The organism is Methylobacterium sp. AC433 (genome assembly GCF_979253015.1).
The window spans coordinates 44,017-57,527 of sequence record NZ_CEEDBN010000001.1; the positions used below are offsets into that span (position 1 = coordinate 44,017).

Here is a 13,511-nt window from a genome sequence, read left to right on the forward strand (position 1 = left end):
AAGACGAGCGGCGGCGTCAGCCGCCGGTCTTGTCATCGCCCGGGCTGTCGACGGTGCACGAGACCGCCTGCACCGCCGCATCGGCCGCCGCGCGCTGGCTCGGCAGGGCGGCGATCACACGCACCACCACGAATCCGCGGACCTCACCGGCGACGATGCGGACGTCGTGGCTGACCTCGTCCTCGTCGGCATTGGCGAGCGCCTCGTCGTATTGTGCCCGCGTGAGCACCACGAGGTCGAGGGCGCCGCGGACCGCCGCCTGATCCGTCACCGCGTAGAAGGCGCCACGCGGCCCGTGCACCGCGAGCGACAGCATCAGCGTGCCGGTGCGTGCCGAGACGCGCATGGGTCCCTCGCTGAGATTGTAGGCGCAGAGCCCGACCGCCACCGCAGGATCGGGAATCGGAAGCCAAGCCTCGATCGGCGGAGCGGTGTCGCCGGTGGCCACCGTGTTCACCGCCAAGGGGTGGTCGAGGCTCTCTCCGGAGCGCGCCCGCGACAAGGCGTCGGACTGCGCGAGACCCGGGATGAGCAGCACCGTGGCCACGTGCACCAGGCCAGCCAGCACCAGCCCCGACAGGGTGGCGACGAGAAAGCGTCCCCGCGGCGTCATGGGGTGCATCCGGTACGGGTGATGGCCGGCAGCGAGGTGCGGTCGAGGTTTCCCGCGCTGGCCGCCACGGGCGTGTCGTAGAGGCGCAGGGCCAGGCGCACGGCTCCCTTGGCGCGCGGCATCGGCAGCCAATTGCCCGGCTGCACCTCGGGCGACAGGGTGATCACGAACTGTCCGTCGGTCTCGCGCAGGATCTCGGTGGCGGTGAAGCCCTCACGCATCGGTGCGGCCTCCGAATCGCGCGGCCCGCGCCCGGCCACCGTCACGGTCCAGGCGCGGGCCGGCGGTGTCACCCCCGCCACCCGATAGGTGCAGGTGGCGTCGAGCCAGCGGCCGGACTCGTCCTGCTCCGCCGTGAGAAGCATGCCCTCGCCGACCGCGAGGGGGATTTCGCCCCGCCGGGCATTGACCGCCCGACTGTAGGGGTCGGCGCCCACCGAGCCGACTTTCGGCCACGCTGTCCAAGCCCCGACCCTGACGCCGCCGAAGGGATAGCCGCCGCGCGTGGCATAATCGGCGGTGACGAGGCCGATCCCCGCACCGAGGGCGAGGGCGTAGAGCACCAGGGACAGGATCGAGGCCCGGTGCACTCCCTGCCGCAGCACGTACATCGTGCGCCCGCCTGCCTTGGCGGCGCCCTCTGGGCTCGTGGTCGCGGAGGAGGGGGTTCGGGTCTGGTCCGGGCGCAACCGCGCGACCGTCTCGGCCAATGTCATGCGCATGATCGCCGCTTACGGTGTGCCCATGCGGCCGCCGACGGCGCGGACCCCCTCGGCCACCGCGCCGGGCGCGTGCATCGGCTCGAGGGCCGAGGTCTTCTCGGGCGCCTTGGCGGAGGTTTTCTCCACCTGGCGGAATAGCCCGTTCATGCTGCCGATGACCTCGAAGGAGCGTCGGGAGAGCTTGCCGGCCGCACTCGCCGCCGCGTTGACCGGCGCCGCGCTTTGGCTCGACTGTGCCACGGCCCGCCCCGGGTCCTTCAGGCCGGGCATCGGCTTCAGCTCGATGCCCTGATGAGCGACTTCCATCACGTCGTGCCAGGTCATGGCGGGGAGCGAGCCGCCGGTCATCTTGTTGGTGGACGTGTGGTCGTCGTTGCCGAACCAGACGGCGCCGACGTAATTGCCCGTGTAGCCGACGAACCAGGCGTCGCGATAGGCGTTCGTGGTGCCGGACTTGCCGGCGACCTTGATGCCCTCCAGCGCCGCGCGCTTGCCGGTGCCCTCCTCCACCACCTTGGTCAGCATGTAATTCATGTCGGCGACCACCTGGGTCGAGAGGACCTGCTGCACCTGTTCGTCGGCGTGGCGGTAGATCAACTCGCCGGACGAGTTGCGCACCTCCATGGCCGCGTAGGGCTTGGCCCGGCGCCCGCCATTGGCGAACACGGCGTAGCCGGCGGCCTGGTCGATGACGTTCACCTCCGCCGAGCCGATGGGCAAGGAAACGGAATCGGTCAGCTGCGTGGTAATGCCCATGGCGTGGGCGGTCTCGATGATCTTCTTGCGTCCGGCCGCGGCCGCCCGTGCCTCATGGGAGATGCCCATCGCCCTGCCCAAGGCGATCGAGACCTGAATCGGGATGGTGTTGATGGATTTCGCCACCGCGACCGTGAGCGTCGTGGCGCCCGAGAAGGAGCGTCCGTAGTTCTGAGGGCACCAGTTGCCGATGCAGACGGGCCGATCGACGACGCGCGTATCCGGGCGGTACAGGCCCGAGGCGAGGCCGGCGGCGTAGACGTACGGCTTGAACGACGAGCCGGGCTGGCGAAGCGCATCGGTGGCGCGGTTGAACTGGCTCTCGCCGTAATCGGCGCCGCCGACCATCGCCCGCAGGGCGCCGTCGGGATCGAGGATCACCATGGCGGCCTCGTCGACCTCGTACTGGTCGCCGAAGCGGCGCAGGGTGTTCTGCACCGCCTCGTCGGCCCGACGCTGGATGGTCAGGTCGAGGGGCGTCTTCACGGTGAGGACCCGGTCGCTGCGGAAGCGGCCCGCATCGGCCATCTGCTTGATTTCGCCGAAGGCCCAGTCGAGGTAGTAATCCGCCGTGATGTCGCGCGTCCGGGTCACCGGCGTCGCGGGGTTGCGCAGGGCGGTCTGGATCTGACCCTCGGTGAGGAAGCCCGCCTCGACCATGTTGTGCAGCACGTCGGCCGCGCGGGCGCGCGCCGCCGGCAGGTTCACGTGGGGCGCGTACTTCGTCGGCGCCTTGAACAGGCCGGCGAGCATCGCGGCCTCGGCCAGGGTGATGTCCTTGAGCGGCTTGCCGAAATAGTAGTCCGCCGCCGCCACGGCGCCGAAGGTGCCGCCGCCCATGTAGGCCCGGTCGAGGTAGAGCTTCAGGATCTCGTTCTTGGAGAGGTGGCTCTCCAGCCAGAGCGCCAGGAAGGCCTCGTTGATCTTGCGCTCGAGGGAGCGCTCGTTGGTCAGGAACAGGTTCTTGGCGAGCTGCTGCGTGATCGACGAGCCGCCCTGGGTGTTGCCGCCGCCGCGCGAATTCGACACCAGGGCGCGGGCGGTGCCGATGGGATCGATGCCCCAGTGCTCGTAGAAGCGCCGGTCCTCCGTCGAGACCAGGGCCTTGATCATGATGTCGGGGAAGTCGTCGAGCTTCAGCGAGTCGTCGTGCTTGATGCCCCGGCGTCCGACCTCGGTGCCGTAGCGGTCGAGGAAGGTCACGGCGAGGTCCTGGGCCTTCAGCCAGTTGTCGCTGGTCAGGTTGAAGGCGGGCTGCGCCAGAGCCAGCATCAGCACGGCGCCGCCGGTGCCGAGAGTCACTGCCTCGCTGGTCAGGTCGAGGGCGAACCGCTTCCAGCCCCGAACCGCGAAGACGTTCATGCGCTCCTGGAAGCGCTCGTAGGTCTCGCCGGCCGAGCGGCTGCCGTCGTACAGACTGGCGTTCACCCAGGCATCGAAAGCGAGGGCGGCGCGTTTGATCCGTGTCGTGAGGGACGTCGCTTTGGGCAGGCGCACCTGAGTTCCAGTCCTTCCGCACCCTGATCCGGCACGACGCCGATCCGCGCGATCCTACCAACACCTGCGCCCCGCCGCGAGGCTTCGTTGACGGGAACGCTCGACACGGGCGAGCGTCCCGCCGCCGCAGGCCATAACCTGTCCTTAACCTTGATGCCGGAATGGGGCGGGCCGGTGGCGCGGGGAGTCCCACCCCGCGCGTGGCGTCACGCTCCGCGCCGGCAACGCTTGCTCCGGGCTCCGCGTTGCGGCACAGGGGCGGATCACCCGGATTCTCGCCGCTCCCAGCCCAAGGTGTTCCCCATGCGGGACCGCTCGGCCGCGCGTTCCCCAACGCCGCGGGCCTTTCCAGAAACCGCACCGTCCGAGATCGCCGCTCCGGCCCCGGAGCCGTTCTGGCGGACCAAGAGCCTGGAGGCGATGTCGCCGGCTGAGTGGGAGAGTCTGTGCGACGGCTGCGGCCGCTGCTGCCTCCTTAAGCTCGAGGACGAGGACACGGCGGAAGTCTACCACACCGATGTCGGCTGCACCCTCCTCGACGGCCATGGCTGCCGCTGCCGGGACTATGCCCGGCGCCAGAAGCGGGTGCCCGACTGCGTGCGCCTGACGCCGGAAGCTGTCCGTACGATCCCGTGGCTGCCGCCGACCTGCGCCTATCGCCTGATCCGCGAGGGCCGCGACCTCTACGACTGGCATCCCCTCGTCTCCGGCCGCGCCGCCAGCGTGCACGAGGCCGGCATCTCCGTGCGGGGCCGTGTGTCGGGCAACGAGGAGGAGTTCACGGCCGACGAACTCCTCGACCGGATCGTGACCTGGCCCAACCGCACACCCGAGACCGAGGACGACGCGGACTGAACGCGCCGCAGGCCGGATCCGGGCGGTCCCGGTGATCGGACCACCATCGGGTCAGGCGTTGAACATCGAGGGCACCACGTCCTCGGCGATGATCCGACGGGCCTCCGCCGCGTCGCGATGCATCTGGGCGATCAGGGCATCCGCTCCGTCGAAACGGACCTCGCCACGGATGTAGCCCAGGAACTCCACCGCGATCGTCCGGCCATAGAGATCGCCGGAGAAGTCGAACAGGTTGACCTCGAGGAGCGGAGCGCCGTCATCGAAGGTCGGGCGCCGGCCGTAACTGGCGACTCCGTCTCTCACCCGGCCGTCGGGCAGGCGCACGCGGACCGCATAGATGCCGTGGGCGAGATTGCAGGCGGTCAGCGCCACGTTGGCGGTGGGATAGCCGAGGGTGCGCCCGCGCTTGTCGCCGTGGCGGACCTCGCCGGAGACGAACCAGCGGTAGCCCAGGAGGGCGTTGGCCCGGGCCACCACGCCCTCGGCCAGCGCAGCTCGGATCGCGCTCGACGAGACCGGCTCTGCACCCGAGCTCAGGCCCACGGGCGGAATGATGCGGCAGCTCAGGCCCGCCTGCGCACAGAGGTCGGCGAGCAAGGCAGGCGTACCCTCGCGGCCTCGTCCGAAATGGAAGTCGTGGCCGATGACGACCCCGGCCACCCCGAGGTCGCGCAACAGCAATCCCTCGACGAAGTCGCGCGCACTGGTCCCCGCCAGGATCGCGTCGAAGCGGCGCACGATCAGCCCGTCGAGGCCGAGATGGGCGAAGACGATCTCCTTGGCGTCCGCGTCGGTGAGGCGGAACATGGGGAGATGCGGCGCGAAATAGGCGCGTGGATGCGGCTCGAAAGTGAGCGCCACTGCGGGACGGCCAGCCGCCCGGGCAGTCTCGCGGACGGCGGCGATCAGTGCGCGGTGGCCGAGATGCACCCCGTCGAAATTGCCGATGGCCGCGATGGCGCCGGCGATCACGGGCGGCACCGGCTCGTCCTCGCGGCAGATCGTGAAGCGTCGCTCGGGCGCGGATGCGGCGGGCGGAACGGTGGATTCGTCGCCAGACGACATCGGATCTCAGGAGTTGCAGCGGTCGGGGTCGGGAGCTGTGGCGGCGGAACCTGTCGAAAACCGGTCGGGGGGTCAAGCGCGCGGGCTGAGTGCGGAGGTCGCGGTGCGGCCCGCTCCCGCTTGCACGCGCCGACGTGCCTTCGCCGCGCGGCGCCCGATGTAGAGCAGAAGTCCCGTCACGAGGAAGAGCGGCATCAGCAGGGCCGCGACGAGGAAGACCGGTGGCCCGAGGAGGCCGAAGATGCGCCCGCTGTGCACGTCGAGCATGTTGCCGGCGATGCGGACGCCGAGCGGGCGCTCCCCTCCGATCTCGCGCACGAGGATGCGTCCACTGGATGCCTCGATCCGTGTGTCGTCGCGCCATCCGTTCCGATTCTCGGAGCGGATGCGCACCGGCCCGGTGAGACCCGCGGGCAGGAGCAGGGTGGCACGGGTGAAGTGTCCGCCATCCGCCGTGCGGAAGGCCGACCAGGCGGCGTCGAGCGACGGCGCCCCTGCGCTGCCCAGCCCCTCATCCGTTCGACGGCCCCCACCTGCAACCTCTCCCTTCGCCGCGGCGTCCCTCCGGCCGGCGGCCAGCCCGTTCGCCTTCTCTGCCGGCGGTTTGCCGTCCGCCATCCGGGTGATGGTCTCGCCGCGGGTGAGGAGGGCGGTGACGACCTCGCGATAGCCGTCGAAGGACCACCACAGCCCGCTCAGGCCGATGACGAGGTAGACCGGCAGCACCCAGGTTCCGGCCACCGAATGCAGCGACCAGTAGGTCGGCCGGCCCCATTGCCGGAGATGGGGCTTCAGCCAGATCCGCAGGGACATCACCTTCGGCCAGCGCAGGTAGAGACCGGTGCAGAGCAGCACGAGGAGCGCGATGACGCTCGCGCCTGTCACGGTCCGCCCCCAGCCCTTGCCGTCGCCGGGCAGGAGCAGCCAGCGATGCAGGCGCCGGATGATGGCGAAGGTCTCCTCCATCCGGGCTTCGCCCCTTACGGTGCCGTCATACGGGTCGAGGTAGAGGGAGGGCGGCCGCTGGCCGGTGGCGGGATCGCGTCCGAGCCGTACCATCGCGGCGGTGCCGGGCTCCGCCGAGAGCGTCAGGTTCGTCACCGTGTCGGGACGCTGGGCATGGAAGCGGGCCAGGAGGGCATCCGGCGCGAGCGGATCCTCCGCCCGGGGGGCGACCCGGATCAGGTCCGCGTCGAAGGCTTCGCCGATGGCGTCCTCGTAGCTCAGGAGGGCGCCGGTGACGCCCGCCACGGCCAGGATCAACCCAGCCCCGAGCCCCAGCAGCCAGTGCAGCTGGAACAGGACGGCACGCAGGTACCTCACCACGCCACCCGTGCGGTCACCAGGGCCTGGAAGGGTTCGCCCACCGCCACCAGAAGGTTGCTGCCGCCCGAGGAGGGATAATAGATGCGGTCGAACAGGTTCTTGAGATTGAGCTGGAGCGTGGTCGGCAAGCCGTTCACCTGGGTGTTGTAGGCGAGGAACGCGTCGCAGACGACGTATTCGGGCAGGGTGAAGCTGTTGGCGGCGTCCCCCGGTCGGGCGCTGACATAGCGTGCGCCGAAGCCCGCTTCCAGGAATCCCGCGCCGAGGCGCGTCGCGCCGAACTCGGTCGCCTCGGCGATGGCGCCGAACTGGTGCGTGAGGAAGGCCGAGGCGGTGACCCGCGGGGTGTTGAGGAGTTGCTTGCCGGCCAGCACCGGGTCCTGGGTGACTTCGGCCTGGGTGAAACCGTAGCTGGCGATCACCGCCCAGTCGGGCAGGATCTGGCCGGCGACGTCGAGCTCGAACCCGCGCGAGCGCACCTTGCCGGCGGTGGTCGCCACGGTGAGGCCCTGGCCGTTGACCTGCGTCACCAGCACGTTCGCCTTGTCGATGTCGAACATCGCGCCCGTCACCGTGAGTCCGGCGGCGACGTCCGCCTTCACGCCGACCTCGAAGGCCTCGCCCTCCTCGGGCGGGAGGGCGCCGACGATGTTGGCCAGCGACGTGTTGGGTTTGAAGGATTGCGCGTAGCTGCCGTAGAGCGAAAGGTTCGGAGCGAGCTTGTAGACGAGGCCGACCCGGGGCAGGGCCCGCACCCCGTCGATATCGGTATAGGCCACCGCCGGCGTCCCCTTGGCGCCGAACTGGTCGAAGATCTGCGCGCTGACCCCGGCGACCAGGATCCACTGGTCGGTGAGGTGGAGCGAGTCCTGCAGATAGAGGCTGGTATTCACTAAGCGTTCGCGCAGGTTGCTGTCGGCGGGCGAGATCACCGGCACCGCCGCGAGGCTGCCGTAGACCGGCCGGAACGGGTTGAACCCCGCCCGGTTCGGACCCCGGATGATGTCGGGCCGGCCGTAGTCGATGTTCTCGTAGGTCACCCCGGCCAGGAGGTCGTTGCGCAGGCCGAAGGTGTCGAAGCTGCCGGTCAGGTCGAGGCGGGCGACGTGGGCGTTGAAGTCCGCGTTGCGGGTGCCGTCGGCCCGGCGGGTGAGGAGGCCGGTGGCCGGGAAGTAGGTGACCGGCCGGATCTGGTCCTCGTCGTAGCCGAGATGGGAGTAGGTGTAGCCGAAGTGGAGCTTCCAGGCGTTGTCGAAGCGGTGGTCGACGTCGAGGGTGGCGAGATGGCTGGTGGCCGCGTGCTCGCTCGAACGCTCGTCGAAGCGGCGGTCGCGCGGCACCCGCAAGGCGCGCCCGGTGCGGGGATCGACGATCGTGCCGCGATCGTAGGGCACGCGGTAATGGCCGAACTCGTAGCCCACCGTCACGGTGGTGTCGTCGCCCTGCCAGGTCAGCGAGGGGGCCACGACCTGCCGGCTGAGATGGCCGAAATTGCGCCAGTAGGCGTAGCTCTGGATGTCGGCCACCATCCGGTAGGCGAGGTTGGTGCCCGCGATCGGTCCGGTGAGGTCGCCCTGCACGAGGCCCCCGTCGAAGCTCGTCCCCGTGAGGTTGAGCGAGCCGTGCGCGGTGAACTCGGGCCGCTTCGAGACGAGGTTGATCAGGCCGCCCGGGTCGGTGATGCCGTAGAGGAGCGAGGCCGGGCCCTTCAGCACCTCCACGCGCTCGATGGCGTAGCTGAAGTTCTGCTGCAGGACGGTGCGGCGCCCGTCCCGCAGGATCGAGTCGTCGCGGAAGGTGCCGAAGCCGCGCCGGACCACCGCCTCCTGCGTGCCGCCGACGCTGTTGGTCTGGGCGATGCCGCTGACGTTGCGCAGGGCTTCGTCGAGCGAGATCACGCGCTGGTCGCGCAGCACCCCGGCGGAGACCACGGCGATGTTGGCCGGCGTGTCGAGGATCGCGGTGTCGGCGCCCGCCCCGAAGGTCGAGCGCCTGGGCTGGTAGCCGACGGTGGCGAGTCCGTCGCCCAGACCGGCCACGCTGAGTTCCTCGAGGGTGACGGCGGACGGCGACGCCGCCTGGTCCGAAGCGCGCTGGGCCTGCACGGCGGTCCCGGTGGCGAGGAGCAGGAGAAGGCCGGTCGGCAGGGGCCGCCGCGTGGCGGCGAACGGGCGGGGAGCGGAAGGCATGACGGGTCCGTGCGAAGAAGCCGGTACCTCTATCGGCTCCCCCGCGGAATTTCCATTGTAGATACCAAGATTAGAAGCATTCAAAAACAGAAGAGGAATCGAGTTTTGGAATGATTCTTGGGTCTCGCTCAGTGAACGCAAGATCAGCCCGGTCGGTTCGTCCTGGTATCAGAGTCCGTGGTGACCCGGCATCCCGCCCGGCTTCGGCGCGCCCGCTCACCAGGCGACGCGGGCGGTGACCAGGGCCTGGAAGGGCTCGCCCACCGCCACCAGCAGGTTGCTGGCCCCGGACGAGGCGTAATAGGTCTCGTCGAACAGGTTCTTCAGGTTGAGCTGCAGGGTGGTCGGCAGCCCGTTGACCTGCGTCCGGTAGGCCAGGAACGCGTCGCAGACCAGGTAGTCCGGCATGGTGAAGCTATTGGCCGCGTCTCCGGGGCGGACCCCGACGTAGCGGCTGCCGAACCCGGCCTCCAGGAAGCCAGGGCCGAGGAGGGTCGAGCCGAACGCCGTCGCCTCGGCGACGGCGCCGAGCTGGTGGGTGAGGAACAGCGAGGCCGTGACGCGCGGCGTGTTCTGAAGCTGCTTGCCGGCGAGCACCGGATCCTCGGTGACGACCGCCTGGGTGAAGCCGTAGCTGCCGATCACGGCCCAGTCGGGCAGGATCTGCCCCGCGAAATCGAGTTCGAAGCCACGCGAGCGCACCTTGCCCGCGGTCGAACCGAAGCGGGTGCCGTCGATCACCTGGGTGATCAGCACGTTGCTCTTCTCGGCATCGAACATCGCGCCGGTGATCAGGAGGCCGTCGGCGACCTCCGCCTTGACCCCCACCTCGTAGGCCGTCCCCTCTTCCGGCAGCAGGGTCCCGGTCACATCGAGGTCGGTGACGTTGGGGCGAAAGGACTGCGTGTAGCTTCCATAGAGCGAGAGATTGGGCGCGAGCTTGTAGACGAGCCCGGCCCGCGGCACCGGCTTCACGCCGTCGATGGCGGTCGAGATCACGGCGGGGCGGCCCGCATAGGCGAGCTGGTCGTAGATCTGGGCGCTGATCCCGCCCACCAGGATCAGCCGGTCGGTGAGGTGGAGCGAATCCTGAAGGTAGAGGCTGGTGTTGCTGAGTCGGTCGCGGTTGTTGCTGGCCGCCAGCGAGACCCGGTCGGAGGCGCCCATCAGGCCGTAGACGGGGTCGAACGGGTCGAACCCGCCGACGTTCGGTCCCCGCACGCTGGTCTTCCGATAATAGTCGATCCGCTCGACCATCGCCCCGGCGAGGAGATCATTGCGCAGGCCGAAGGCCTCGAAGCGCCCCGTCAGGTCGAGGCGGGCCACGTGGGCCTCGAAATCCCCGCCGCGCGTCGCGTCCGCCCGGCGCGTCAGGAGGCGCGTGTCGGAATTGTAGGCGACGGGCCGGATCTGGTTGTCGTCGTAGCCGAGCCGCGAATAGCTGTAGCCGAAGTGAAGCCTCCAATCCGCGTCGAACCGGTGGTCGACGTCGATCGTGGCGAGATGGCTCTCGGCGTCCACCTTACTGACGCGCTCGTCGAAGCGGCGGTCGCGGGGCACGCGAAGGGCGCGCCCGGTGCGCGGGTCGAAGGTGGTGCCCCGGTCGAAGGGGATGGAGTAGTGCGTGAACTCGTAGCCCACCGTCACGGTGGTGTTGTCGCCGCGCCAGGTCATCGACGGGGCGAGGACCTGACGGCGGAGCTGCCCGAAATTGCGCCAGTAGGCGTAGTCCTGAAAGTCGCCGACGACCCGGTAGGCGAGGTTGGTGTCCTGGATCGGACCCGTGAGGTCGGCCTGGACGAGGCCGCCGCCGAAGCTCGTTCCGGTCAGATCGAGGGAGCCGCGAGGCGTGAAGTCGGGGCGCTTCGAGACGAGGTTGATCAGGCCGCCGGGCTCCGAGATGCCGTAGAGGAGGGAGGCCGGGCCCTTCAGGACCTCGACCCGCTCGATGGCATGGTTGAAGTTCTGCTGGAGAACCGTGCGGCGCCCGTCGCGCAGGATCGAGCTGTCACGGGAGGAACCGAAGCCGCGCCGGATGACGGCCTCCTGCGTGCCGCCGAGGCTGTTGGTCTGCACCACGCTGCTAACGTTGCGCAGGGCCTCGTCGAGGCTCAGCACCCGCTGATCGCGCAGCACGGCGCTCGGCACGATGGCGATGTTGGCCGGTGTGTCGAGGAGGGCCGTGTCGGACCCCGCTCCGAAGCTCGTGCGCCGGGGCTGGTAGCCGATCACCGCCCCGCCGTCGCCCGCGACCTGGATCTCATCGAGGGCGACGGACGAGAAATCGGGCTGCTGCGCGGCCGCCGGCCCGGCCTGGAGCAGGAGCGCGGCACCCGAGATCCATCCCGCCGAAATCCACCGCGTCGAGATCCGTGCCGCCGGATCCGCAGGTTTCCGGCCGCAGGACGAGGTGCGGTGATGATGTCGGGCCGGACGGGACATGATCGCTCCTGATCGAGGTTCGATCTGCCGTAGGAGAGTCTTGGTTTTATAAAAATAGCCACGCTGTATATTGGAATATATCTAAATTTTCTGTTATATATGTCAGAATATCAATATATTTCACAAACTAAACTTCATGCCGAATGATCCCGGGTCTCGCGCGGAGCAGTGCGCCCCGCCTTGACCCGGGGTCTGCGCCGGCCCATCCCCTGCGGGTCATGGACAGCCCGCGCATCCAACATCTCTGGCGGCCCTACACGCAGATGCGGGGGGCGGCCCCGCCGCTGGAGGCCGTGCGCACGCACGGGTCGCGCATCGTGCTCTCCGACGGGCGCGAGCTGATCGACGGCATCGCCTCGTGGTGGACGGCGGCCCACGGCTACAACCATCCCCACATCCGCGCCGCCGTGGCGGCGCAGCTCGAGGCGATGCCGCACGTGATGTTCGGGGGATTCACCCATGCCCCCGCGGAGCGGCTGGCCGCGCGCCTCGCGGCCCTGCTTCCGGGCGACCTCGATCACGTCTTCTTCACGGATTCCGGCTCGGTGGCGGTCGAGGTCGCCCTGAAGATGGCGGTCCAGATGTGGATCAACCGGGGCGTCGCCGGCCGCACCCGCATCCTGGCCTTCCGGGAGGGCTATCACGGCGACACCCTGGGGGCGATGTCGGTCTGCGACCCCGACGAGGGCATGCACCGGCGCTTCGGCGCCTACCTGCCGACCCAGGTCTTCTGCGATCTGCCCCGGACGGCGGCGCAGGCCGCCGCCCTCGACGCGACCCTGGCGGCCGAGCGCGAGACCCTGGCGGCGGTGATCGTGGAGCCCCTGGTCCAGGGGGCCGGTGGCATGCGGATGCACCCCCCCGAGGTGCTGGCGACGGTGGCGCGGCTGGCGGCACACCACGGATTGCCGCTCATCGCCGACGAGATCTTCACCGGTTTCGGGCGCACCGGGACCCTGTTCGCCTGCGAGCAGGCCGGCATCGTGCCGGACATCCTCTGCCTGTCGAAGGCCCTCACCGGCGGCACGATGGCGCTGGCCGCCACCGTGGCCACGCGGGCCGTGTTCGCGAGCTTCCTCTCCGACGATCCCGCCGCCGCCCTCATGCACGGACCGACCTTCATGGCGAACCCGCTCGCCTGCGCGGCGGCCGATGCCAGCCTCGACCTGTTCGCGCGCGAGCCGCGCCTCGCTCAAGCCACCGCCATCGCGGCGGCCCTCGCGGACGGGCTCGAACCCCTGCGGGGCCTGCCGCACGTGGCCGACATCCGGGTCCTCGGAGCGATCGGGGCGGTGCAGTTCCGTGAGGCCCCCGATCTCGCCGAGCTGAAGCGCCGCTTCCTCGCGCGCGGCACCTGGGTGCGGCCCTTCGGCGACATCGTCTACCTGACCCCGGCGCTGACGATCGCACCGCAGGATCTGGCCGAACTCCTCAACGCCATGCGTGCGGTGGTGCGGGAGACCGCCGCCTGACGGCGAGACCCTGCGCCCGGTGCAACCCACGCCCCCGTCGCTCGTTGGGATGACGTTGCGCTGGCCCCATGTCCAGAATCTCCGGAATCCCCGATCGCGCCCTGCGAGCCTTCCGGCTCCACGCGAGGGGCCCGGTCCCGGGCGGGGCCCGCGGCCAGACAGGCTGGAGGGTGCATCGTGGTGGATGAGGCTAAGGCGAACGACGACCGGCCGGTGATCCTGCTGGTGGAGGACGAGGCCCTGACGATCATGGACCTCGGCGACGTTCTTGAGAATGGCGGCTACGAGACCGTGCAATGCGCCTCGGCCGAGCGGGCGCTCGGCATCATCCAGGCTCGCCCCGACATCTGCGGCCTGGTCACGGATGTCGAACTGTCCGGCAAGACCAACGGCTTCGAACTCGCGACCGCGGTGTCCGAGGCCCGCCCGCAGCTGCCCATCGTCATCGTCTCGGGCCGTGCCGCTCCCGATCCCGAGCGGATGCCGAAGGGCGCCAAGTTCATCGCCCGGCCCTGCACCGGCGAGGACATCCTGTCCCAGCTCAAGGGCCTGCTGCCCTGCTGAGGGCGTGACC

General features: G+C 69.7%; 10 protein-coding genes. 3 read left to right on the plus strand and 7 right to left on the minus strand.

Translation table 11 applies throughout. The features are described from left to right. Window positions 1-16: 16 nt before the first annotated feature. The 3 genes from AC0IWM_RS00210 to AC0IWM_RS00220 all read right to left on the minus strand — a co-directional run bounded on the left by AC0IWM_RS00210 (window position 17) and on the right by AC0IWM_RS00220 (window position 3,588). Window positions 17-613 carry a DUF1254 domain-containing protein gene (locus AC0IWM_RS00210; RefSeq protein WP_471752529.1) on the minus strand — a complete coding sequence of 199 codons (597 nt, stop codon included), beginning with the start codon at window positions 611-613 and terminating at the stop codon, window positions 17-19. After that, entirely contained in the window at window positions 610-1,224 is a 615-nt protein-coding gene (locus AC0IWM_RS00215) for a DUF1214 domain-containing protein (RefSeq protein WP_471753078.1), read from the minus strand. The genes AC0IWM_RS00210 and AC0IWM_RS00215 overlap by 4 nt, the downstream gene beginning before the upstream one ends. A gap of 120 nt (window positions 1,225-1,344) precedes the next feature. Then, window positions 1,345-3,588 (minus strand): transglycosylase domain-containing protein, encoded by a 2,244-nt coding sequence (locus AC0IWM_RS00220; RefSeq protein ID WP_471752530.1) that lies wholly within the window; start codon window positions 3,586-3,588, stop codon window positions 1,345-1,347. A 303-nt stretch (window positions 3,589-3,891) separates the two neighbouring features. On the opposite strand from AC0IWM_RS00220, the gene AC0IWM_RS00225 reads away from it, so the two are divergent. Then, window positions 3,892-4,443 (plus strand): YcgN family cysteine cluster protein, encoded by a 552-nt coding sequence (locus AC0IWM_RS00225; protein WP_471752531.1) that lies wholly within the window; start codon window positions 3,892-3,894, stop codon window positions 4,441-4,443. Window positions 4,444-4,494: 51 nt separating this feature from the next. Here the strand turns inward: AC0IWM_RS00225 and AC0IWM_RS00230 are convergent, their stop codons facing one another. From AC0IWM_RS00230 to AC0IWM_RS00245, 4 genes are all read right to left on the minus strand, one after another. Further along, the gene (locus AC0IWM_RS00230) at window positions 4,495-5,508 is read right to left on the minus strand and encodes a bifunctional riboflavin kinase/FAD synthetase (RefSeq protein ID WP_471752532.1); all 1,014 of its coding nucleotides are present in this window, start codon (window positions 5,506-5,508) and stop codon (window positions 4,495-4,497) included. Between the two features lie 72 nt (window positions 5,509-5,580). Then, a complete protein-coding gene (locus AC0IWM_RS00235) occupies window positions 5,581-6,831 on the minus strand; it encodes a PepSY-associated TM helix domain-containing protein (protein WP_471752533.1) in 1,251 nt (416 codons plus the stop codon). Then, window positions 6,828-9,023, minus strand: coding sequence for a TonB-dependent siderophore receptor (locus AC0IWM_RS00240; RefSeq protein ID WP_471752534.1), 2,196 nt, complete (start codon window positions 9,021-9,023; stop codon window positions 6,828-6,830). The genes AC0IWM_RS00235 and AC0IWM_RS00240 overlap by 4 nt, the downstream gene beginning before the upstream one ends. A gap of 216 nt (window positions 9,024-9,239) precedes the next feature. Continuing rightward, the gene (locus AC0IWM_RS00245) at window positions 9,240-11,465 is read right to left on the minus strand and encodes a TonB-dependent siderophore receptor (RefSeq protein ID WP_471752535.1); all 2,226 of its coding nucleotides are present in this window, start codon (window positions 11,463-11,465) and stop codon (window positions 9,240-9,242) included. A gap of 218 nt (window positions 11,466-11,683) precedes the next feature. Between AC0IWM_RS00245 and AC0IWM_RS00250 the strand changes: the two genes are divergently transcribed. After that, window positions 11,684-12,937 carry an adenosylmethionine--8-amino-7-oxononanoate transaminase gene (locus AC0IWM_RS00250; protein ID WP_471752536.1) on the plus strand — a complete coding sequence of 418 codons (1,254 nt, stop codon included), beginning with the start codon at window positions 11,684-11,686 and terminating at the stop codon, window positions 12,935-12,937. 177 nt (window positions 12,938-13,114) lie between these two features. Next, window positions 13,115-13,501, plus strand: coding sequence for a response regulator (locus tag AC0IWM_RS00255; RefSeq protein ID WP_471752537.1), 387 nt, complete (start codon window positions 13,115-13,117; stop codon window positions 13,499-13,501). Window positions 13,502-13,511 lie beyond the last annotated feature (10 nt).

Bases quoted from the DNA above. Each gene is read 5' to 3' on its own strand.
- AC0IWM_RS00215 (WP_471753078.1), bottom strand. From the start codon at position 1,224: ATGTACGTGCTGCGGCAGGGAGTGCACCGGGCCTCGATCCTGTCCCTG.
- AC0IWM_RS00245 (WP_471752535.1), bottom strand. From the start codon at position 11,465: ATGTCCCGTCCGGCCCGACATCATCACCGCACCTCGTCCTGCGGCCGG.
- AC0IWM_RS00250 (WP_471752536.1), top strand. From the start codon at position 11,684: ATGGACAGCCCGCGCATCCAACATCTCTGGCGGCCCTACACGCAGATG.
- AC0IWM_RS00225 (WP_471752531.1), top strand. From the start codon at position 3,892: ATGCGGGACCGCTCGGCCGCGCGTTCCCCAACGCCGCGGGCCTTTCCA.
- AC0IWM_RS00210 (WP_471752529.1), bottom strand. From the start codon at position 613: ATGACGCCGCGGGGACGCTTTCTCGTCGCCACCCTGTCGGGGCTGGTG.
- AC0IWM_RS00230 (WP_471752532.1), bottom strand. From the start codon at position 5,508: ATGTCGTCTGGCGACGAATCCACCGTTCCGCCCGCCGCATCCGCGCCC.
- AC0IWM_RS00240 (WP_471752534.1), bottom strand. From the start codon at position 9,023: ATGCCTTCCGCTCCCCGCCCGTTCGCCGCCACGCGGCGGCCCCTGCCG.